Annotated in this window: 19 protein-coding genes; 11 read left to right on the top strand and 8 right to left on the bottom strand. The window is 73.9% G+C overall.

What is annotated here, in order from left to right:
* The 5 genes from H1A17_RS20395 to H1A17_RS20375 all read left to right on the top strand — a co-directional run.
* Positions 1 to 796 (top strand): PD-(D/E)XK nuclease family protein (locus H1A17_RS20395; protein ID WP_194822671.1); only part of this gene is annotated, 796 nt, incomplete at its 5' end.
* Positions 793 to 4,281 carry an ATP-dependent DNA helicase gene (locus H1A17_RS20390; RefSeq protein ID WP_194822670.1) on the top strand — a complete coding sequence of 1,163 codons (3,489 nt, stop codon included), beginning with the start codon at positions 793 to 795 and terminating at the stop codon, positions 4,279 to 4,281. The genes H1A17_RS20395 and H1A17_RS20390, both read left to right, overlap by 4 nt.
* Before the next feature lie 200 nt (positions 4,282 to 4,481).
* Positions 4,482 to 4,685 carry a cold-shock protein gene (locus H1A17_RS20385; protein ID WP_067374184.1) on the top strand — a complete coding sequence of 68 codons (204 nt, stop codon included), beginning with the start codon at positions 4,482 to 4,484 and terminating at the stop codon, positions 4,683 to 4,685.
* 224 nt (positions 4,686 to 4,909) lie between these two features.
* On the top strand, positions 4,910 to 6,283 hold the full coding sequence (locus tag H1A17_RS20380) for a DEAD/DEAH box helicase (RefSeq protein WP_145921596.1): 1,374 nt from the start codon (positions 4,910 to 4,912) through the stop codon (positions 6,281 to 6,283).
* Between the two features lie 408 nt (positions 6,284 to 6,691).
* Positions 6,692 to 6,853 carry a hypothetical protein gene (locus H1A17_RS20375; protein WP_375372824.1) on the top strand — a complete coding sequence of 54 codons (162 nt, stop codon included), beginning with the start codon at positions 6,692 to 6,694 and terminating at the stop codon, positions 6,851 to 6,853.
* A gap of 93 nt (positions 6,854 to 6,946) precedes the next feature.
* On the opposite strand, the gene H1A17_RS20370 is transcribed toward H1A17_RS20375, so the two are convergent.
* Genes H1A17_RS20370 through H1A17_RS20355 form a run of 4 tightly spaced genes read right to left on the bottom strand, consistent with a single transcriptional unit; the run spans position 6,947 to position 10,160 of the window.
* Entirely contained in the window at positions 6,947 to 7,441 is a 495-nt protein-coding gene (locus H1A17_RS20370; RefSeq protein WP_145921595.1) for an Rrf2 family transcriptional regulator, read from the bottom strand.
* 1 nt (position 7,442) lies between these two features.
* Complete coding sequence (locus H1A17_RS20365; protein ID WP_145921594.1) at positions 7,443 to 8,327, bottom strand: ABC transporter permease; 885 nt, start codon at positions 8,325 to 8,327, stop codon at positions 7,443 to 7,445.
* Positions 8,317 to 9,096 (bottom strand): ABC transporter ATP-binding protein, encoded by a 780-nt coding sequence (locus H1A17_RS20360; protein WP_145921593.1) that lies wholly within the window; start codon positions 9,094 to 9,096, stop codon positions 8,317 to 8,319. The genes H1A17_RS20365 and H1A17_RS20360 overlap by 11 nt, the downstream gene beginning before the upstream one ends.
* Entirely contained in the window at positions 9,093 to 10,160 is a 1,068-nt protein-coding gene (locus H1A17_RS20355) for an ABC transporter substrate-binding protein (RefSeq protein WP_145923040.1), read from the bottom strand. The genes H1A17_RS20360 and H1A17_RS20355 overlap by 4 nt, the downstream gene beginning before the upstream one ends.
* A gap of 188 nt (positions 10,161 to 10,348) precedes the next feature.
* On the opposite strand from H1A17_RS20355, the gene H1A17_RS20350 reads away from it, so the two are divergent.
* The 4 genes from H1A17_RS20350 to nudC all read left to right on the top strand — a co-directional run bounded on the left by H1A17_RS20350 (position 10,349) and on the right by nudC (position 15,242).
* The gene (locus H1A17_RS20350) at positions 10,349 to 11,434 is read left to right on the top strand and encodes an LLM class flavin-dependent oxidoreductase (RefSeq protein WP_145921592.1); all 1,086 of its coding nucleotides are present in this window, start codon (positions 10,349 to 10,351) and stop codon (positions 11,432 to 11,434) included.
* A 54-nt stretch (positions 11,435 to 11,488) separates the two neighbouring features.
* Positions 11,489 to 12,799 carry a pitrilysin family protein gene (locus H1A17_RS20345; protein ID WP_145921591.1) on the top strand — a complete coding sequence of 437 codons (1,311 nt, stop codon included), beginning with the start codon at positions 11,489 to 11,491 and terminating at the stop codon, positions 12,797 to 12,799.
* Positions 12,800 to 12,972: 173 nt separating this feature from the next.
* Complete coding sequence (locus H1A17_RS20340; RefSeq protein WP_145921590.1) at positions 12,973 to 14,298, top strand: pitrilysin family protein; 1,326 nt, start codon at positions 12,973 to 12,975, stop codon at positions 14,296 to 14,298.
* Positions 14,295 to 15,242: an NAD(+) diphosphatase gene (gene nudC, locus H1A17_RS20335; protein ID WP_145921589.1), complete on the top strand. Its 948-nt coding sequence runs from the start codon at positions 14,295 to 14,297 to the stop codon at positions 15,240 to 15,242. Before H1A17_RS20340 ends, nudC begins: the two co-directional genes overlap by 4 nt.
* 130 nt (positions 15,243 to 15,372) lie before the next feature.
* Here nudC and H1A17_RS20330 read toward each other — a convergent pair whose 3' ends face one another.
* From H1A17_RS20330 to H1A17_RS20320, 3 genes are all read right to left on the bottom strand, one after another.
* Positions 15,373 to 15,636 carry a hypothetical protein gene (locus tag H1A17_RS20330; RefSeq protein WP_194822668.1) on the bottom strand — a complete coding sequence of 88 codons (264 nt, stop codon included), beginning with the start codon at positions 15,634 to 15,636 and terminating at the stop codon, positions 15,373 to 15,375.
* A gap of 236 nt (positions 15,637 to 15,872) precedes the next feature.
* Entirely contained in the window at positions 15,873 to 16,091 is a 219-nt protein-coding gene (locus H1A17_RS20325; protein WP_145921587.1) for a DUF397 domain-containing protein, read from the bottom strand.
* Between the two features lie 73 nt (positions 16,092 to 16,164).
* The gene (locus H1A17_RS20320) at positions 16,165 to 17,139 is read right to left on the bottom strand and encodes a helix-turn-helix transcriptional regulator (RefSeq protein WP_145923039.1); all 975 of its coding nucleotides are present in this window, start codon (positions 17,137 to 17,139) and stop codon (positions 16,165 to 16,167) included.
* 232 nt (positions 17,140 to 17,371) lie between these two features.
* Between H1A17_RS20320 and H1A17_RS20315 the strand changes: the two genes are divergently transcribed.
* Positions 17,372 to 18,640, top strand: a complete 1,269-nt coding sequence (locus H1A17_RS20315) for an MFS transporter (protein WP_145923038.1) — start codon at positions 17,372 to 17,374, stop codon at positions 18,638 to 18,640.
* Positions 18,641 to 18,704: 64 nt separating this feature from the next.
* On the opposite strand, the gene H1A17_RS20310 is transcribed toward H1A17_RS20315, so the two are convergent.
* Entirely contained in the window at positions 18,705 to 18,947 is a 243-nt protein-coding gene (locus tag H1A17_RS20310; protein WP_145921586.1) for a mycoredoxin, read from the bottom strand.
* A gap of 89 nt (positions 18,948 to 19,036) precedes the next feature.
* Between H1A17_RS20310 and H1A17_RS20305 the strand changes: the two genes are divergently transcribed.
* Positions 19,037 to 21,217 carry an ATP-dependent DNA helicase UvrD2 gene (locus tag H1A17_RS20305; RefSeq protein WP_145921585.1) on the top strand — a complete coding sequence of 727 codons (2,181 nt, stop codon included), beginning with the start codon at positions 19,037 to 19,039 and terminating at the stop codon, positions 21,215 to 21,217.
* Positions 21,218 to 21,316 lie beyond the last annotated feature (99 nt).

Raw genomic sequence — 21,316 nt, 5'->3', positions numbered from 1 at the left:
GGTGCGGGTCACGCCGTCGGGGATGGAGAGCGCGCTGCGGTGCAGCCTGCGCTGGCTGCTCGAACGGCACGGCGGCAGCGGGCCGGCCAGCGCCGCCCAGGGCGTCGGCAACCTGGTGCACGCCGCCGCGATGCTGGCCGAGGACGCCAGCGCCGACCGGACGGCCCTGCTGGAGTACGTCGCCGCCCGGTTCGACGCGATCGAGCTGGCGGCCCGGTGGATGGTCGGCCCGGAGCGGGAACGCGCCGAGGCCATGGTGGACAAGCTGCTGCGCTGGCTGGCCGGCAACCCGCGCCGGCTGCTCGCCATCGAGCACGAGTTCGCGGTCCGCCTCGACGACCCGACCCGCCCGGTCGAGCTGACCGGCCGGGTCGACCGGCTGGAGGTCGACGCCGACGGCCGGCTCGTGGTGATCGACCTCAAGACCGGCAAGTCGACGGCGGTCACCGAGCGGGAGATGGCCGAGCATCCGCAGCTCGGGGCGTACCAGGCGGCGGTGGAGGCGGGCGGGTTCGCCGAGTTCGGCGACGAGGCCGGGGGCGCGGCGCTGGTGCAGCTCGGCACCGGCACGAAGGACGCCCGCGAGCAGACCCAGGCCGCCGCCGGGCAGGGCCCCGAGGCCGGCTGGGCCACCGCCCTGGTCCGGCGCACCGCCGATACGATGGCCGCCTCGACCTTCGCCGCCGTCGCCAACGCGAAGTGCCGGGTCTGCCCGGTGCGGACCAGTTGCCCGGTCTCCGGGCAGGGCCGGCAGGTCGTGGAGCCACCGGCCACCGGCCACGAGGGGGAGCGGTGACCCAGCCGACGCTGTTCAGCGCCGCCACCCCCGCCCCGCGCGCCGCCGACGCCGGGCCGCGCTACACGCCGGTGGAGCTGGCCCGGCTGCTCCGGCTGGACGCCCCCACCACCGAACAGGCCGCGATCATCGCGGCACCCGTCGCGCCGCTGCTGGTGGTGGCCGGTGCCGGCTCGGGCAAGACCGAGACGATGGCCGCCCGGGTGGTGTGGCTGGTCGCCAACTCGTACGTGCGCCCGGAACAGATCCTCGGGCTGACCTTCACCCGCAAGGCGGCCGGTGAGCTGGCGCACCGGGTGCGTACCCGGCTCGACCAGCTGGTGCGGCGGCTCGGCCGGCGGGCCCGCAACCCGCTGGACGATCCACTTGCCGGCGAGCCCACCGTCGCCACCTACCACTCGTACGCCGGGCGGATCGTCACCGAGCACGGGCTGCGGGCCGGCTACGAGCCGACCACCCGGCTGCTCACCGAGGCGTCCCGGTGGCAGCTCGTCGACCTGCTGGTCCGCAACTACGACGGCGACATGTCCGAGGTCGACCGGATGCCCAGCACCGTCACCGACGCCGTGCTCGCGCTGGCCGGCGAGCTGGACGAGCACCTGGTCGACCCGGACGCCCTGGCCGCCTGGACGGGCCGGTTCTTCGCCGAGGTGCAGGCCCACCCCGGGCGGGTCTACGCCGACGTCCGCAGGGCCCTCCAGCTGCAACGGACCCGGTTGAAGCTGTTGCCGCTGGTGCGGGCGTACGCCCGGCGCAAGGACGACTTCGAGGCGATGGACTTCGCCGACCAGCTCGCCCGCGCCGCCCGGGTGGCCCGCGACCACCCGGCGGTCGGCGCGGTCGAGCGGGACCGTTACCGGGTGGTGCTGCTCGACGAGTACCAGGACACCAGCCACGCCCAGGTGGTGCTGCTCAACCATCTCTTCGGCGGCGGTCACCCGGTCACCGCGGTCGGCGACCCCTGCCAGTCGATCTACGGCTGGCGGGGGGCCAGCGCCGGCACGCTCGACCGGTTCCCCACCGACTTCGCCCACGCCGACGGCACCCCCGCCGGGGCGATGAGCCTCACCACCAGTTGGCGCAACCGGCCGGAGATCCTCGGGGTGGCCAACACGTTGTCGGTGCCGCTGCGGGCGGCCGGCGCCCGGGTGCCGGAGCTGCACGCCGCGATGAGCGTCCGCGACCCGATCCCGCACCGCAGCCCGCGCGGGCGGGCCGCCGGCACCGTGCACTGCGCGCTGCTGCCCACGTACGTCGACGAGGCGGACTGGATCGCCGACAGCGTGCTCGCCGCCTGGCGGGGGGCGGCCCGGATGCCCGGCGCGCTGCCCGAGCACATCCCGGTGCCGCAGCGCCCCTCCACCGCCGTGCTGGTCCGGGTCCGCAGCCAGATCCCGGCGATCGAGGCGGCCCTGCGGGCGCGGGGGCTGCCGGTCGAGGTGGTCGGCCTGGGCGGGCTGCTGGACACCCCGGAGGTACGGGACGTGGTCTGCACCCTGCGGGTGCTGGCCGACCCGACCGACGGCGCGGCGCTGCTGCGCCTGCTGACCGGGGCGCGCTGGCGGATCGGGCCGCGTGACCTGGTGGCCCTGCACCGACGGGCGCGGGCCATCGCCCGGGCCCGCCGGGAGGTGACCGGCGACGACGGGCCGGAGATCGTCGTGGACGCCCTCGACGAGGCGACCCTGGTGGAGGCGCTCGCCGATCTGGGGCCGGCGCAGGCGTACTCGGCGGAGGGCTACGCGCGGCTGCGGTCGTACGGGATGGAACTGGCGCTGCTGCGCTACCGGCTGGACCAGACGCTGCCGGAGCTGATCGCGGACGTGGAACGCACCATCGGGCTGGACGTCGAGGTGGCGGTCCGGGCCGGCCGGGACGGCACCGGCGACGCCGGTCTGGCCCGGGGGCACCTGGACGCGCTCGGCGACGTGGCGGCCCGGTTCAGCGGCGAGACCCCGGCGGCGACGCTCGCCGGTTTCCTGGCCTACCTGGCCGCCGCCGAGGACGAGGAGCGGGGGCTGTCCCCGGGCGAGGTGGAGGTGGTGGAGGGCGCGGTGCAGGTGCTCACCGCGCACGCCGCCAAGGGCCTGGAGTGGGACGTCGTCGCGGTCGCCGGGTTGACCCGGGGCGGCTGGCCCGGACAGGTCCGCAACTCCGACCACTGGCTGGGCGGGCTCGGCGTGCTGCCGTTCCCGCTGCGCGGCGACGCCGACGGGCTGCCCGCGCTCGACCTGGCCGAGGTGACCGACCAGCGCGGGGTGGCGCGGGCGGTGGCCGACTTCACCGACGCCTGGCGGGCGCACGACGAACGCGAGGAACGCCGGCTGGCGTACGTGGCGGTGACCCGGCCCCGGCGGCTGCTGCTCTGCTCCGGGTACTGGTGGGGGGAGGGGACCAAACGGTTCCGGGGCCCGTCGGTGCTGCTCCGCGAGGTGTACGACGCCTGCCTGACCGGTGGCGACGGCCTGCTGATCGACGAGTGGGCGCCCGAGCCGGCCGGGGACGCGGTCAATCCGACCACCGCGCTGGTGTTGCGGGCCGACTGGCCGGCCGACCCGCTGGGCCCCCGCCGGCCGGCGCTGACCGAGGCGGCGGCCCTGGTCCGCCGCTTCCTCGCCGACCCCGACGCGGCCCGCCGCGCTCCCGCCCCCACCCCGGCCAGCGGTGACCTGGCTGATCCGCAGGCGGTGGACCAGGAGGCGGCGGGCCCATCGGCGGCTGATCCGCAGGCGGCGGGCCCGGCGACGGCTGCTCCGGAGCCCGATCCGGAGGTGGCCCGGTGGCGGCGGGAGGCGGACCTGCTCCTGGCCGAGCGGGCGGAGCTGCTGCGGCAGGCCGAGGCGGTCGAGGTGACGCTGCCCGGCCACCTGTCGGTGACCCAGCTGGTGGCCCTGCGCCGGGACCCGGCCCAACTGGCCCGTACGCTGCGCCGGCCGATGCCCACCCCACCCAGCCCGTACGCCCGGCGGGGCACCGCCTTCCACGCCTGGCTGGAGTCCCGGTTCGGGATCGACCGGCTGCTCGACGTGGACGAGTTGCCGGGTGCCGCCGACGCGGACGCCGCGCCCGACGGGGCGCTGGCCGAGCTCCAGGAACGCTTCCTGGCCAGCGAGTGGGCCGACCGGGTGCCGGTGGAGGTGGAGGTGCCGTTCGCCACGGTGCTGGCCGGCGTGGTGGTCCGGGGCCGGATGGACGCCGTCTTCTCCCGCCCCGGCGGCCGGTACGACGTGGTCGACTGGAAGACCGGCCGGCAGCCGACCGGCGCGGAGGCCGAGGTGGTCGCGGTGCAGTTGGCCGTCTACCGGCTGGCCTGGGCGGAGCTGGCCGGGGTGCCGGTGGACCGGGTGGGGGCCGCCTTCCACTACGTACGGGAGGGGGTGACGGTGCGCCCGGCCGACCTGCTGGACGCCGACGGGCTGACCGCGATCATCGCCGGGTTGCCGGAAAATCCGGTAGGGGGTGGCGCGGCGGGAGATCCGTGGTAAGTTGCTCTTGTTGCAGTTTTGGTTTCCAGAGACTCTGTGTGCGCCTGGCGGATTGTGGCCCCAGGCGCTCTTTGTTGTGTCCGGAGTTCTCCGGGCGGGGCGACCAAAAACAACAGGCGATTCGCGCATCCCGCGCGGAGCGCTCCTCTTCGGGCCCGCAACAGGTGCGGGTCCGACGTTCCGTCAAGGAGACGAAACAGATGGCAATTGGCACCGTCAAGTGGTTCAACGCTGACAAGGGCTTCGGCTTCATCACCCCGGACGGCGGCGGCGCCGACGTCTTCGCCCACTTCTCGGCGATCCAGACCTCCGGCTACCGGAGCCTGGACGAGAACCAGCGGGTCGAGTTCGAGGTGACCCAGGGCCAGAAGGGCCCGCAGGCGGAGAACATCCGTCCGCTCTGATCTTCGGATCGTCCGGTAACACCCTCCGGGTCCTCCGGGCCCGGTGACGGACCGGTCCGCCGCGCCGCCCCCCGCTCCGGCGGGACGCGGCGTGCTGCGGCGGACCGGCTCCCGTACCCCATCGGTTCGTGCTTGTGAGTCCCCGACGGAACGCTCCGTCGGCGACCGCGCCGGCTCCCGGCGCCCTCCCTCGACACGTGCCGCGTCGAGGAAGGCATTTCCGCATGACCATGACCGTTCCCACCTTCGCCGCGACCGGTCTCGCACCGGCGCTGCTCGCCGAGCTGACCGCGCAGGGCATCACCGAGCCGTTCCCGATCCAGGCGGCCACCCTGCCGGATTCGCTGGCCGGCCGGGACGTGCTCGGCCGGGGCCGCACCGGCTCGGGCAAGACCCTCGCCTTCGGGCTTCCGCTGCTGCACCGCACCGCCGGCCACCGGGCCCGCCCCGGCCGCCCGCTCGCCCTGGTGCTGGTCCCCACCCGCGAACTGGCCGCCCAGGTCACCACGGCACTGACCCCGTACGCCCGGGCGCTGGGGCTGCGCTGCGCCACCGTGGTCGGTGGCCTGTCCCTGCAACGGCAGGCGGACGCGCTGCGCGCCGGGGCCGAGGTGCTGGTCGCCACCCCGGGCCGGCTGCACGACCTGATCAACCGGGGTGACGCCCGGCTCGACCAGGTCGCCATCACCGTGCTCGACGAGGCCGACCAGATGGCCGACATGGGCTTCCTGCCGCAGGTGACCAAGCTGCTGGAGCAGGTCGCCCCGAACGGCCAGCGGATGCTCTTCTCGGCGACCCTGGACGGCGGGGTGGACCGCCTCGTCCGCCGGTTCCTCAGCAACCCCGTGTCGCACTCGGTGGACCCGGGCACCGCCACGGTGACCGCGATGACCCACCACGTCCTGCACGTCGACGCGGCCGACAAGCCCGCCGCGCTGACCCAGATCGCCGCCCGTGAGGGCCGCACCATCCTGTTCATGGCGACCAAGCACCGCGCCGACCGGATGGCCCGGCAACTGCTCGCCAAGGGCGTCCGCGCGGCGGCGCTGCACGGGGGGAAGTCCCAGCCGCAGCGCACCCGCATCCTGGAGCAGTTCCGCACCGGCCAGGTGACCGCCCTGGTCGCCACCGACGTGGCGGCCCGGGGCATCCACGTCGACGGCCTCGACATGGTGGTCAACGTGGACCCGCCGACCGAGGCGAAGGACTACCTGCACCGGGGCGGCCGGACCGCACGGGCCGGTGAGGCCGGTCAGGTGGTCACCCTGGTCCTGCCGGAGCAGCGTCGGGACGTCTCCCGGCTGATGAGCATCGCCGGCATCACCCCGCAGTCGACCCAGGTGCGCCTCGGCGACGGTGCGCTGGCCCGGGTGACCGGGGCCCGTGAGCCGTCCGGCGTGCCGGTTACCATCGTCGCCCCGACGCCCACCCCGGCCGCCCGGCCCCGTCCCGCCGCCGGTGGCGAGGGTGGCCGGTCTCGTGCTGCCCTCGGTGAGGGCGGTCGGTCGCGGACCGCCGTCGGTGGTGGCGGTGAGGGTGGTCGGCCGCACCGGACGTCGGGCCGTTCCCGGCGCCCGCGTCGCCCCCGTACCGCCTGACCGCCCCGCCGCCCCGGCCCTGCGGCTCCCGGCCCTGCTGCCCTGCGGCCCCGGCCTCCCCGGGGCCGCTGGGTCGGGGAGATCAACTCATTGGGGCCGATGTTGCGGTGTCGGCGCGCTGAGGATGGCGCAACATCGCCTCACTTGAGTCGATCATGCTGGTCAGTTGATCTTGTGGAGTGGGTGGCGTCGTCGCACGTCGGGGACCGTGCGGGGTCGGGTGCGGACCCACGGTGATCATGCGTCGGGGTGGGTCGGCTTGCCGGCTCTATTGCGTCCGATCGGTGACTGTTCCATTCGGTCCGGCTGGTCGAAGCTTGCTCCCGGGGGAAGAACCGGCCGGCACGGCCGGGCACGGGAGGGGTGACCATGGGGGGCGACGCTGAGTCGGGGGCGGGGCGCGAGCTAATGGTGGTGTTCGCCGTGGCGGGTGCCGGGCTCCTGCTCGCCATGGTCGCGGCGTTCGCGCCCTGGCACCCGAGGCCGGGGCGCGCCGCCCCGGCCGGGCTGGTCGAACTGCACAGCCCCGACGAGGGGCGTCCGCCGACGGTCGAGCTGACCGCCGGCTGAGCCTCCTGCCGGGGGCCGGTGGGGGCGGTAGGTCCGGGCGTCCCGTCCGACCGTCGGGTCCTGGGGGACCGACGGTCGGACGGGCGACCGACGTCAGCGGGCCGGGGCCTGCTCCTGGTGGGTGAGCAGGTCGGTCAGCGTGGTCCGGTCCACCACCACGGCGATCGCACCGTCCACCGCGAGCCACACGTCGCGCAGGCCGGCGGCCACCCCGTGGTAGCCGGCGTCCTCGGCGGGCAGCCCCCGTACGGTGGTCAGCGACCCGGCGACGGCGCGCAGCACGTCCCCGACGCTGATCTGTGAGGCGGGACGGGTCAACGCGTAGCCGCCCTCGGTGCCCCGGTGACTGTGCAGCAGGCCGGCGCGGCGCAGGTCGAGCAGGATGCCCTGGAGGAAGCTCAGCGGGATGCCCTGCGCCCGCGCCAGGCTCGCCGCCTTGACCAGCTCGCCGCCGCCGTCGGGGCGTCCGCCGTCGCCGCCGTCGGGTCGGCCGTTGCCACTGTCGGGGCGGGTGGTCTCGCCGTCGTCGCAGGCGGCGACGGCGAGCATGGCCCGGAGCGCATAGTCGCTGCGCGCGGAGATGTACACGTCACTGACCAGCCTGGTCCAGCACGCCCCAGCGGCGTCGGATCGCCCGGTCGGCCGCCCCGAAGGCGGCGTCGACCACCAGCCCGACGACCAGGATGACGATCATCGTGGAGAGCAGCCAGGGCGCGTCGGACAGTTCCCGGGAGTAGGTGAGCTGGGCACCCAGGGACGTCTGCGAGATGCCGACCACCAGCAGCTCACCGGCCATCAGGCTGCGCCAGGAGAAGGCCCAGCCCTGCTTGAGCCCGGCGACGATGGCGGGCAGCGCGGCCGGCGCGATGACGTACCGGTAGAGGTTCAGCCCCCGGGCGCCGAGGTTGCGGCCGGCCCGGACCAGCAGCGGCGGCACGTAGTCGACCCCGCTGATCACCCCGTTGGCGATGGACGGCGCGGCACCGAGCACCACCACGAAGAAGATCGCCTTCTCGCTCAGTTCGAACAGCAGGATGGCCAGCGGGAACCAGGCGATCGACGGCATCGTCTGCAATGCGGTGATCATCGAGCCGATCGCCGCCCGCAGCACCTTGGACCGGGCCACCGCCAGGCCGACCAGCAGGCCGACCGCGACCGAGAAGACGTAGCCGAGTGCGGCCCGTTGCAGCGTGGTGGCGAGCCCGTCCCAGAGCTGCCGCCCGCTGGCCTGCCGGGCCAGCTCCTCGGCCACGGTGACCGGGCCGGGCAGCGAGTACGGCGGCTTCCACCCGCTCCAGACCACCACCTGCCACAGCCCGATGGCGATGGCGAGCGCGGCGAGCTTGGGCCAGGTGGACGCCCAGAGCCGGGCGCCCCGGGAGACCTCCTTCTCCCGGCCGGCGATCTCCAGCGCGTCGAGGCCGGAGATCTCCGCGTCGGTACGGGCCGCGTCGGTCAGGGTGTCACTTGCCATGGCGGCCCACCTCCGTACGGAGTCGGTCGGTGACCTCGGAGGCGATCGCGGCCACCTCGGGGGAGTCGATGCGCCGGGGTCGGGACACGTTCACCTCGGTGGACCAGATGATCCGGCCGGGCCGGCTGCTGAGCAGGATGATCCGGTCGGCGAGCCGGGCCGCCTCGCGGACGTTGTGCGTCACGAACAGCACGGTGAGCTGCCGCTCGGTCCAGATCCGTTCCAACTCGTCGTGCAGGATGTCCCGGGTCATCGCGTCGAGCGCGCCGAACGGCTCGTCCATCAGCAGGACCGGGGTGTCCAGGGCGAGGGTGCGGGCCAGGGCGACCCGCTGCCGCATGCCGCCGGAGAGTTCGTGCGGCCGCTTGCGGCCGAAGTCGGACAGGTGGACGGTGCTCAGCAGCTCCGCCACCCGTTCCCGACGCTCGGCCCGGGGCAGCCCGCGCAGCTTCAACGGCACCTCGACGTTGGCCTCGACGGTCAGCCACGGGAACAGCGCCGGCTCCTGGAACATCAGGCCGGGGTGGGCGTCGTCGGCCACCGTGATGGTTCCGCCCTGCGCCCGGTCCAGCCCGGCGACGAGGTTGAGCAGGGTGCTCTTGCCGCAGCCGGACGCGCCGACGAGGCAGACGAACTCCCCGGGCCGGACGTCGAGGCTGACCCCGTCCAGGGCGAGGACGGCGTTCGTCCCGCGCCCGTACACCTTGGTCACGCCGGAGAGCGCGACCGCGGTGGTCGCGCTCTGCGGCGGCGTCGTGGTCGACGTCACGGCTGGGTGACCTCGGCCTGGCCCTGCGCCTTGAGCACCTCGTTGAGGTACTTCAGGTCGTAGAGGCCGTCGAGGTCGACCGGCTGGGTCAACTCGACCGCGACGGCGTGGTCGAGCCCGGTCTTGAGCGAGGACGCGATCGGGTCGTTGGTGAACAGCAGGGTGGGCCACGCCTGCTTGATCAGCTTGAGGTCCAGCGGCTTGCCGGTGATCCTGCCGATGTGGTCGGAGATGGCCTGCTGGGCCTCGTCCGGCTTGGTGTTGACGAAGTCGTTCGCCGCGACCTGCCCCTCGACCAGCTTCTTCACCGTCTCGGGGTGGGCCTTGAGGAACTTGGTGGAGACGATCAGGTTGGTGATGACGAACTTCTTGTCCGGCCAGAGGTCCCGCTCGTCGACGAGGACCTTGCCGCCGGCGTTGACCAGGCGGGAGACGAACGGCTCGGGCACCCACGCGCCGTCGATCGAGCCGCTGGAGAAGGTCTCCACCGTCTGGGCGTTCTCCTGCGGGACGATCTTGACGTCGCCGCCGCCCTCCTTGGTGGTCTTGAGGCCCTTCTCCTTGAGCCAGTAGCGGATGGCGACGTCCTGGGTGTTGCCGAGCTGCGGGGTGGCGATCTTCTTGCCGCGCAGCTGCTCGACCGAGGTGATCTCGGGCTTGACCACCAGGGCGACCCCGCCTGAGGCGGCGCCGGAGATGACCCGGACGGCCTCGCCCTTGGACTTGGAGAACGCGTTCACCGTCGGGTTCGGACCGATGTACGTGGCGTCGAGCGCGCCGGAGAAGATCGCCTCGATGGCGGCCGGGCCGGCGTTGAACGTCTTGGGGTCCAGCTTGACGTCGCTGCCGAGCTTCTCCGCGAAGATGCCCTTCTCGACGCCGACCACGGCCGGGGCGTGCGTGATGTTGGGGAAGTAGCCCAGCCGCAGGGTGACCGGGCCGGAGTCGCCGCCGCCGGTGGCGCTGTCGTCGTCACCGCACGCCGCGGTGGTTCCCATCGTGGCCACGCCGACGGCGGCGAGGGTGGCGAGGGAGATCAGCCGACGGAAGGGGAGCCGTCTCATCATCTATCCAATCCGCAGTATTCCTATTTAGTTGGTAGGAAGAGTGGGTCAGGAGTCGATCGGCGTCAAGCGCCGTCCACATCATGGGATGTCGGTTCTCAGATATTCCTGGTTTTCCTACCTTCTTGATAGGTTTAGCTACCCCCGGCGAGGTAGACCGGGCGGGACACGGCGAGAGGGCGGCCGATATGACCTTCCACTGGTTCCTCCCCACCTCCGGCGACGGCGACCAGGTCGGTGCCGCCACCGTCACCGCCGGCGCGGCCCGGCACGCACGGGCCGCCACCGTCGGATATCTGACCGAGGTGGCCCGGGCCGCCGAGGCGGGCGGGTTCAGCGCCCTGCTCACCCCGGTCGGCTCCGGCTGCCCCGACCCGTGGATCGTCTGCGCCGCGGTCACCCAGCACACCGAGCGGATCGGCCTGCTGGTCGCCGTGCGCGCCGGCTTCGCCCTGCCCACCCTGGTCGCCCAGCAGGCCGAGGCGTTCCAGGCGGTCTCCGGCGGGCGGCTCGCGCTGAACATCGTCACCGGCGGCGACCCCACCGAGCAGCGGGCGTACGGCGACTTCCTCGACCACGACGCCCGCTACGCCCGTACCGGTGAGTTCATCGAGGTGCTCCGCCGCTCCTGGCGCGGCGGCCCGTTCGACTTCGCCGGCGAGCACTACCGGGTCGACGGCGGCGGGCTCTCCAGCCCGCTGACCGATCCGCCGCCGGTCTACCTCGGTGGCGCGTCCCCGGCCGCCGAGGCGGTCGCCGCCCGGCAGGCCGACGCGTACCTGATGTGGGGCGAGCCACCGGCGGCGATCGCCACCCGGGTGGCCCGGGTCCGGGCCCGCGCCGCCGAGCTGGGCCGCACCCTGCGCACCGGGCTGCGGCTGCACGTCATCGCCCGGCACACCGCCGCCGAGGCGTGGGCCGAGGCCGACCGGCTGCGGGCCGGGATGAGCCCGGAGCGGATCGCCGCCGCCCAGGCCCGGTTCGGCCGGATGGACTCCGTCGGCCAGGCCCGGATGACCGCGCTGCACGGCGGCGGCAGCGGACGCCTCGCCGTCGCGACGAACCTGTGGGCCGGCATCGGCTTGGTCCGCGAGGGCGCGGGCACCGCCCTGGTCGGCAGCTACGCCGAGGTCGCGGCCCGGATCGACGAGTACGCCCAGAGCGGCGTCGACGAGTTCATCCTCTCCGGCTGGCCGCACCGTGAGGAGGCGGAACGGGTCGGCGCGGAGGTGCTGCCCCGGGTCACCGCGCTGCCCGTCGCGGTGGCGCACTGAGACGCAGGCCGAGGACGCCCGTGTCACCGGTGGCGACACGCTAGGGTCGATCACGTGCCGACCCGGAGAGCGAGAATCCCAGCGACGAAGTACCCGGTCGAGCGGTTCACCCTCGACAACGGCCTACGGGTGGTGCTCACCCCGGACCGTAGCGCCTCGGTGATCGGCGTGGCGGTCGTCTACGACGTCGGCATCCGCTCCGAGCCGCAGGGCCGCACCGGCTTCGCCCACCTCTTCGAGCACCTGATGTTCCAGGGCTCGGAGAACCTGGAGAAACTGGCCCACTTCCGGCACGTGCAGGGTGCCGGTGGCACCTTCAACGGTTCCACCCACCTGGACTACACCGACTACTACGAGACGCTTCCCGGCAACGCCCTGGAACGGGCGCTGTTCCTGGAGGCCGACCGGATGCGCGGCCCCCGGCTGACCGAGGAGAACCTGCGCAACCAGGTCGACGTGGTCAAGGAGGAGATCCGGGTCAACGTGCTCAACCGGCCGTACGGCGGGTTCCCCTGGCTGACCCTGCCGCCGGTGATGTTCGACACCTTCCCCAACGCGCACGACGGCTACGGCTCCTTCGACGACCTGGAGTCGGCCACCGTCGCCGACGCCGCCGACTTCTTCCGCCGCTACTACGCCAGCGGCAACGCCGTGCTCGCGGTCAGCGGTGACATCGACGTCGCGGAGGCGACCGCCCTGGTCGAACGGCACTTCGGCGACGTGCCGGCCCGGCCCGCCCCGGAGCGCCCCGACTTCACCGAGCCCGACCTGACCGCCGAGCGGCGCACCACGTACACCGACCAGCTGGCGCCGCTGCCGGCGGTGGCCTCGGCGTGGCGGGTGCCCGACCCGGTCGGCGACTTCGCCGGCTACCTGCCGTACGTGGTGCTCGCCGAGGTGCTCACCGACGGGGACGCGTCCCGCCTGGTCGAGCGGATGGTGCAGCGGGACCGCAGCGTCACCGGCCTCGGTGGCTACCTCGGTTTCATGGGCGACCCGTTCGACGTCCGCGACCCCACCGCACTGCTGCTCCAGGCGCACCTGCCGCCCGGCGGCGACGTGGACAAGGCGCTGCGCACGATCGACGAGGAGCTGGACCGGCTGGCCACCGACGGGCTGACCGACGGCGAACTCGCCCGCACCCAGGCGCGGATGGCCACCCACCTGCTACGGGACACCGACGCGGTGCTCGGCCGGGCGCTGCGGATGGCGGTGCTGGAGCAGCAGCGCGGCGAGCCGGGCCTGCTCAACGACCTGCCCCGGCTGGTCGGCGAGGTCACCGACGACCAGGTCCGCGCCGCCGCCGCCACCCTGCGCCCGGACCGCCGCGCCTCCATCGAGGTCATCCCCGGCGGTGCCAAATGAGCGCGAGGAGTGAGCCGGGTTTGCGAGCCCCGCAGTCGCGAACGGAGACAACGCGGTGAGCGCGAGGAGTGAGCCGGGTTTGCGAGCCCCGCAGTCGCGAACGGAGACAACGCGGTGAGCGCGAGGAGTGAGCCGGGTTTGCGAGCCCCGCAGTCGCGAACGGAGACAACGCAGTGACCGTCAACTCCCGGGCGCTTCCGCCGCTCGGTCCGACCCGGCGGCTCAAGCTGCCCAGGCAGGCCGAGCGCCGGCTCGCCAACGGGCTCACCGTGATCGCGGTACGCCGGCCGGCCGTACCCCTGGTCGAGCTGCGGCTGTGGATGCCGTTCGGCCGCACCCACCTGGCCCGGGGCGCGATGCTCGCCGAGACGGTGCTGGCCGGCACCGGCACCCGCACCGCCACCGAGATCGCCGCCGAGTTGCAGAAGGTCGGCGGCGGGCTCTCGGCGGGGGCCGACCCGGACCGGCTGATGCTCTCCGGCGCGGGCCTGGTCACCGGGCTGGACCGGATGCTGGAACTCCTGGCCGACGTGCTGACCGACGCCAGCTACCCGGCCGACTGGGTGCAGACCGAGCGGGACCGGCTGGTGGACCGCATCCAGGTGGCGTTGAGCCAGCCCGCCCACCTGGCCCGGACGGCGCTGCTGCGGCGGATCTACGGCCGGCACCCGTACGCGGTGCAGACCCCGGAGCCGGACCAGGTGCGGGCGGTCCGGCCGGCGGTGCTGCGCCGGCTGCACGCCGAGCGGGTGCACCCGGCCGAGGGGGTGCTGGTGCTGGTCGGCGACGTGCAGCCGGAACGCGCGCTGGACGCGGCGGAGAAGGCGCTGGGCGGCTGGACCGGGGACAGCCGGGGTGCCGAGCTGCCGCCCGCGCCCCCGCTGGAACCCGGCCCGTTGCTGCTGGTGGACCGGCCCGGCTCGGTGCAGTCCTCGCTGCGGATCGCGTTGCCGGCGGTACCCCGGACCCATCCGGACCATGCCGCGCTGCAACTGGCGAATCTGATCTTCGGCGGCTACTTCTCGTCCCGCTGGACGGAGAACATCCGGGAGGACAAGGGGTACACCTACGGCCCGCACTCCTCGGTGGAGCATTCGGTGGCCGGGTCGGTGCTGGTCGCCGGGGCCGAGGTGGCGACCGAGGTGACCGGGCCGGCCCTGCTGGAGACCACGTACGAGCTGGGCCGGCTGGCCTCGTTGCCGCCCGGCGCGGACGAGCTGGAACAGGCCCGCCAGTACGCCCTGGGCACCCTCCAGCTCGGCATCTCCACCCAGGCCGGGCTGGCCGCGCTGACCAGTGCGTACGCGGGCAACGGGCTGCGGCTGGACTTCCTCGCCGAGCACGCCGCCCGGCTGGCGAAGGTCACCGTCGACGATGTCGCCGAGGTGGGTGCCCGTTATCTCGCCCCGGCGCGGGCGGTGGTGGTGGTGCTCGGTGACGCCGAACGGATCGCCGGTCCGCTGGCCGCCCTCACCCCGGTGCGGACGGAGTCGGCGTGAGCGGGGAGACCGCGCCGCCGCTGGCCCGGTCCACCCTGGACCGGGCGGCGCACCGGCGTACCGACCCGCAGTGGCTGGCGCAGGCGTGGCGGCGGGCCCGGGTGCTGGTGCTGGATTCGACCCGGGACGGGCGGGCCCTGGTCCGGGCGGACGCGAACCCGCCGGTGCTGGTGTTGCGGGACGCCGCCGAGGTCGGCCCGACCCCGGAGGCGTACCGGCTCTTTCTCGGGGTGGAACCGGACGGGGTGCCGGTCTTCGCGGTGGACGCCCCGCTGCCCGAGCTGCCGGGCACCCGGGAGGCCAACCTGCGGGAGATCGGCCACCTGCTCGACGACCGGGACGCGGGGATCTTCACCACCGCGCTCGCCCTGGTCAACTGGCACCTGGGGCACGGCTGGTCACCCCGGACGGGGCACCGGAGCGAGGTCGCCGAGGGCGGCTGGTCGCGGGTGGGCGCGGACGGCCACCGGATGTGGCCGCGTACCGACCCGGCGATGATCGTCCTGGTGCACGACGGGGTGGACGGCCCGGACGGGCATTGCCTGCTCGGCAACAACGCCACCTGGCCACGGACCCCGGGGCAGCGGCGGTTCTCCTGCCTCGCCGGGTACGTCGAGCCGGGGGAGTCCGTCGAGGCGGCCGTGCTGCGCGAGGTCCGCGAGGAGGTCGGCGTCGGGGTCGAGCGGATCACGTACGCGGGCAGCCAGGCCTGGCCGTTCCCCGGCTCGCTGATGCTGGGCTACCTGGCCGAGGCGGACCCGGGGGAGCCGGTGCGGGTGGACCCGACGGAGATCGCGTACGCCCGCTGGTTCACCCGGCGCGAGATCGGCGCGGTGCTGGCCGGTCGGGCGGTGGACGCCGGGGACGGCGACCGGGTGATCCTGCCGCCGCCGTCGTCGATCGCGCTGTTCCTGATCCACCGCTGGCTCGACGGCCACTGCTGACCGTCCGGCGCGGCTGCGGTCCCGGCCCCGGGCCGTCGTTGCCGCGACGGACCCCGGGCCGGGAACACGGGCCGTCGTGGCCGGGCGGGAGACGGCCCGGCGGGGCCGGTCCGACCACGACGGACGTCGGTCAGCCGGGCGGGTGCCGGCGCCGTCGGCCGGGTTCGCCGAGCGGCAGCACCTTGATCCGCTGCCGGCCGGCGCGGACCGCGCCCACGGTGGACAGGGCCCGGGCCAGCAGCAGGGCGGCGTCCCGGTCCTCGGCGTGCACGGTCTGGCGGCGTAGTTCGGGGGTGGTGGTCTCGTTGCGTAGGCAACCTCCGCCGGCCCAGGTGGCGGCGAGGTCGATGTCGGCGGCGGTGCGGATGTCGGTTCGGACGATCAGGTAACGCATGGTGGTCTCCGGACGGACCGCGGGTGGCCGGGTACGTTGTGGAACTTCCACGTCACTGGATCGTCATGTTACGCCCGCCGGTGCTCCCGGCAAGGCGGACGCGGTGCTTCGGCCGGGTCCTGTCCGATCATCTGATGCCTGCTCAGGTGGGTCGCCCGTACGGAGTGGACGGGTGTGGCGACGCGACGACGCGGGGCCGCCGGCAGGCTGCCGACGGCCCCGCAGCGGTGACCGGATCAGTCCAGGGCGAACTGGCCGTCCTTGGTGCCCTGGAGGAAGCCGAGCCAGCCGGCCTGCGGGAACAGCAGCACCGGGCCGTCCGGGTCCTTGCTGTCCCGCAGCGCCACCTCGGTCGTCGCGGTGCGCAGCCGGGCGACCTCCACACAGTTGGAGGTCTGGCTACGGCTGCTCTTGTGCCAGCGCAGGTCGGCGGGCACGGTCTGGATCTCGTTCATGGCTCTGCTCCTGGTTCCTGGAACTGCTTCGACGAAACGAGCGGCGGTCGCCCGGCCCCGGCGGGTCGGTGTGTCACCGCTCCGTCAGGCGCCCAGGTTGTCGGCGGCGTTGGGCCGGCGCTGCTGTCGGACCCGGGACCGTCGAGGACGAGGCTGCCGTGTCGGTCAGCCGTCCCGTCGCCGTGAAGAGCCAGGTAAGGGTGTCCGATGCGGAGAGCGCCGCCGAGCATAGCCACTCAAACGCCACTTTATAGCGATTTACCGTAGATGCCTCGGTCGACATGACGTCGATGAAGCCTCCTTCGATCGCCAGCGTCTCCGGGTCCTGCGAATCGGTGAACCGGTAGAGCGAGAAGGCCGTCGGCGGCAGGTAGAACTCGCCGATCCGGGTGTCGCGCAGCAGCAGGTGCAGCGTCACGTTCGGCAGCATGGCCAGCTCGCAGAGGTGGGCGAGTTGATCCCGCAGCACGTCCGGCGGGCAGGCCCGGCGGCCCAACGCCGCCTCCTCCAGCACCGCCGTGTAGCGGGGGCCGTCCGGCCGGTCCAGCAGGGACTGCCGGCCCAGCCGCGCCTTGACCTCGGTCTCCGGGTCGTCCCCGGCGGACGGGTCGGCCGAAGCGGCGGCGGCGTTCGCCGAGACGATCCGCAGCCGGGCGTACCCCTCGGTCTGCAACAGCCCCGGCACCAGGACCGGGTTGTACTCGCGGATCTGGGCGCAACCCGCCTCCAGTTCCGCCCAGCCCAGCTGCTGCTGGGTCATCACCGGGTACGACTTGCGCCAGGCGCGCATGTCGCCGGCCTCCTCGGTGATGACCAGCAACTCCTCCCGCAGGGCGGGGGCGGCCCGGTAGAGGTCGAGCAGGACGGCGACGTCCTCCGGGTCGGGCCGGCTGCGGCCGTTCTCCAGCCGGGACAGCTTCGACGCCGACGCCCAGCCGATCCGTTCGATCACCTGGTCGCCGGTGAGTCCCGCCGCCTCGCGCAGGCGACGCAGGTCAGTGCCGAGCCTGCGGCGACGCAGGATCGGGCTCGGTACGGCAGGAGGCACGGTGTCCTCGATTCCGTAGACCGCCACGAGACGCGACGGTAACTGTATGAAACTCGCCCCCCACGGTCAGTATGGACGGCGCGACCGGCGTCGGAGGTCCCGGCGAGGGCGTGTCTTGCGACAAAAAGACGACTGTGGAACGTGTCAGCCGGGCCCGGGACGACGCCGTCCCCACCGGCGGCAGTTCCCCCGTACGCGTCCAGCCGGACGCCACCCCCGCCGGAGGGAACCCATGCGCACCGTCCTGCGCCGCCCCGACTTCCGTCTGCTCTTCGTCGCGCTGCTGGCCAGCATGGCGGCCGAGTCGATGCTGCTGCTCGCCCTGGCCATCTGGGTCAAGGACCTGACCGGCTCCGACGGGCTGGCCGGCGCGACCATCTTCGCGATCATCGCGCCGATGATCCTGGCCCCGCTGGTCGGCTGGGTGGTCGACCGCTACCGCCGCCGGCCGTTCTTCGTGGTCGCGAACCTGGGCACGGCCCTGCTGCTCAGTCCGCTCTTCGCGGTCCACGACCGGGCCGACGTCTGGATCATCTACGTGGTGGCCGCCTGCTACGGGCTGTCCTACCTGACCCTGCACGCGACCCTGAGCGGCCTGCTCCGCCAGCTCGTCCCGAGCGAGCTGCTGGCCGACGCGAACGGGGCGTTGCAGACCGTACGGCAGGGCCTGCGCCTCGGCGGGCCGCTGGCCGGCGCGGCCCTCTACGCCGCGGTCGGCGGCTGGCTGCTGACCAGCCTGGCGATGACCGGGTTCGTGGTCGCCGCCGCCGTGGTGGGGCTGCTCCGGGTGACCGAGCTCCCGCCGGCCGCCGCCGCCCTGCGCTGGCCGGCCGAGCTGGGCGCGGGGCTGCGCCACCTGTCCCACCAGGCCGCCCTGCGCCGGGCCCTGCTCGGCTACGGCCTGGGCTCGCTCGTGATGGGCTTCACCGAATCGCTGATCTTCGCGTACGTCGACCAGGGACTGCGCCGCGACGCCGCCTTCGTCGGCGTGCTGATCGCCGTGCAGGGGATCGGCGGCCTGGTGGGCGGCCTGCTCTCGCCGACGGTGGTGCGCCGGGTCGGCGAACTGGGCGCGCTCGCGGTGGGGGTGACCCTGTTCGGCCCGGCTGCGCTGACCCTGGCCTGGCCGGACCTCCGGCTCGGCGTGCTGGCCCTGCTGCTCGCCGGACTGTCCCTGCCGCTGACCATGGTCGGGCTGACCACGCTGGTCCAGCGGCGTACCCCGCCGGGGCTGCTCGGTCGGGTCACCGCCGCCTCCGAGGCGCTGGTCAGCGGACCGCAGGCGGTCTCCATCGGGGCCGGGGCGCTGCTCGTCGGCGTGTTCGACTACCGGCTGCTCTTCGTGCTCGTCGGGGTGGTCACCACAGCCGCCGGCCTGTGGCTCTGGCGGGGTCGACGGCTCACCCCGCCGCTCCCGCCGAGGACACCGCCCGTGGCCCGCATCCCGGCCCCCCGTCGTCCGCTGCCCGACCCGACCGCCCCCCGCCTGCCCGGGCGCTGACCCCGCGACACGACGCAGCGGCCGGCCCCGGTGGGGGTCGGCCGCTGCGTGAAGCGGGGAGGGCTCAGCCCGCGATCGTGGCCAGGTGCTGCTTGACCTGGGTGATGGAGGGGTTGGTCAGGGCGCTGCCGTCGGCGAAGCGCAGCGTCGGCACGGTCTGGTTGCCGCCGTTGACGCTCATCACGAAGTCCGCGGCCTTCGGGTCCTGCTCGATGTCGACCACCTCGTACCCGATGCCTTCCCGGTCCAGCTGCGACTTCAGCCGGTGGCAGTAGCCGCACCACGGAGTGGAATACATGGTCAACATCGTCGGATCCTCCAAGGGTCGCCGCACCGGCCCGGGTCAGGCCAGGCTAACCGGTGCAACACCGGCCGGAGCTGAGATGATTCCTCGCTGTGGCGGTTCACTCAGCGGCGGAGACGGTGCTCGCCGGGCTGGACCCGGAGCAGCGGTCGGTGGTGACCGCCCCGGCCGGCCCGGTCTGCGTCCTGGCCGGCGCCGGCACCGGCAAGACCCGCGCGGTGACCTCCCGGATCGCCCACCGGGTGCTGACCGGCGGGATCTCCGGGCGGCACGTGCTCGCGGTCACCTTCACCGCCCGCGCCGCCGCCGAGATGCGATCCCGGCTCACCCTGATCGGGGTGCCGGGGGTGCAGGCGCGGACGTTCCACGCGGCGGCGCTGCGCCAGGTGCGGTACTTCGCGCCCCGGCTGCTGTCCGGGCGGGCCATGCCCGAGTTGCTGGACAGCAAGGTCCGGGTGGTCACCCTGGCCGCCGCCAAGGTCGGCCTGCGGGCCGACCGGGCCGCCGCCCGGGACCTGGCCGGCGAGATCGAGTGGGCCAAGTCGTCGCTCGTCGAGCCGGGGGAGTACGTGGTCGCCGCGACCCGGGCGCTGCGCGAGACGCCGTACGAGCCGGCGAAGGTGGCCGAGGTGTTCACCGCGTACGAGCGGCTGAAGCGCTCCTCCGGGGTGATCGACTTCGAGGACATGCTGCGCGCCGCGGTGTGGGGCATCGAGGAGCACCCGGACGTCGCCGAGCAGGTACGCGGCCAGTACCGGCACTTCGTCGTCGACGAGTACCAGGACGTCAACCCGCTCCAGCAGCGGCTGCTCGACGCCTGGCTGGGCGGCCGGGACGACGTGACCGTGGTCGGTGACGCCAGCCAGACGATCTACTCGTTCACCGGGGCCACCTCGGCGTACCTGATCGACTTCCCGCGCCGGCACCGGGCGGCCACCGTGGTCCGGCTGGTCCGCGACTACCGCTCCACCCCGCAGGTGGTCGGGTTGGCCAACGCGGTGATCGGGCAGGCCCGGGGCACCGAGGCGCGGCTGCGGCTGGAGCTGCACGGCCAACGCCCGCCCGGCCCCGAACCGGAGCTGCGGATCTTCACCGACGAGCCGGCCGAGGCGACCGCGGTGGCGGCCCGCTGTCGGGTGCTCGTCGACGGGGGCACCCCGGCGCGGGAGATCGCCGTGCTGTTCCGCACCAACGCCCAGTCCGAGGCGTACGAGAAGGCGCTGACCGAGGCCGGCGTCCCGTACGTGGTGCAGGGGGCGGAGCGGTTCTTCGAGCGCGCCGAGGTCCGCCAGGCGATGGTGGCGCTGCGGGCCGCCACCCGTTCGATCCCGGGCGAGACACCGCTGCCGGTCGCCGTCCGGGAGGCGCTGACCGCCGTCGGCTGGACGCCCGACACCGCCCCGCCCGGTGGTGCCGCCCGGGAACGCTGGGAGGCGCTCGCCGCCCTGGTCCAGCTCGCCGAGGAGTACGCGGCCAGCCCCGAGGTGCTGCCGATCGGCGAGGCCGCGACGGTGGAGCGCCCGCCCAGCCTGGCCGACTTCAACGACGAGCTGGCCCGGCGGGCCGCCCAGCAGCACGTGCCGACGGTGGACGGGGTGACCCTGGCCTCCCTGCACTCGGCCAAGGGGCTGGAGTGGGACGCGGTCTTCCTGGTCGGTCTCTCCGAGGGCACCCTGCCCACCTCGTACGCCCGTACCCCGGAGCAGGTCGAGGAGGAGCGGCGGCTGCTCTACGTCGGGATCACCCGGGCCCGGCAGTGGCTCTGGCTGTCGTACGCCTCGGCCCGCTCGCCGGGTGGGCGGGCCCGCCGGCCGTCGCGGTTCCTGCCCCAGCTGGACCGCAGCGGCGGCGGCGAACGGGCCGGTACGGCCCGGTCGGGCGGTGCGGGCGCGGCGAAGCGCGCGGTCGAGCGGCGGCGGGCCCCGGTGGTTTCCTGCCGGATCTGCGGCGCGACCCTGGTCGCCGGGGCCGACCGCAAGTTGGGCCGCTGTCACACTTGCCCGTCCGACATCGATGAGCAACTATACGAGCGGCTGTGTGACTGGCGGGCCCGGGTGGCCGGGGCGCAGCGGGTCCCGGCGTACGTGGTCTTCACCGACGCCACCCTGGTCGCGCTGGCCGAACGGCGGCCGGGCCGGGTCGAGGAGCTGATCGCGATCGCCGGCATCGGCCCGCGCAAACTCGGCCTGTACGGCGAGGCGGTGCTGGCGTTGGTGGCCGGCGCGACGGTCGACGAGATCGGCCCGGAAAAAACTCTCGAAATCTCGTCGTAAATTCGTTTGCCCTCGCCCCGTGGCGAGGAATAGCCTCAGGACGCACCTCGGGAGCAGCGCCATAACGGCTGCTCACGGGGGCTGAGTCCGAATCGGCAC

It is taken from the genome of Micromonospora sp. S-DT3-3-22 (assembly GCF_015354745.1).
GTDB classification, from domain to species: domain Bacteria; phylum Actinomycetota; class Actinomycetes; order Mycobacteriales; family Micromonosporaceae; genus Micromonospora; species Micromonospora wenchangensis.
This window is presented reverse-complemented; position numbering and strand designations above follow the sequence as displayed.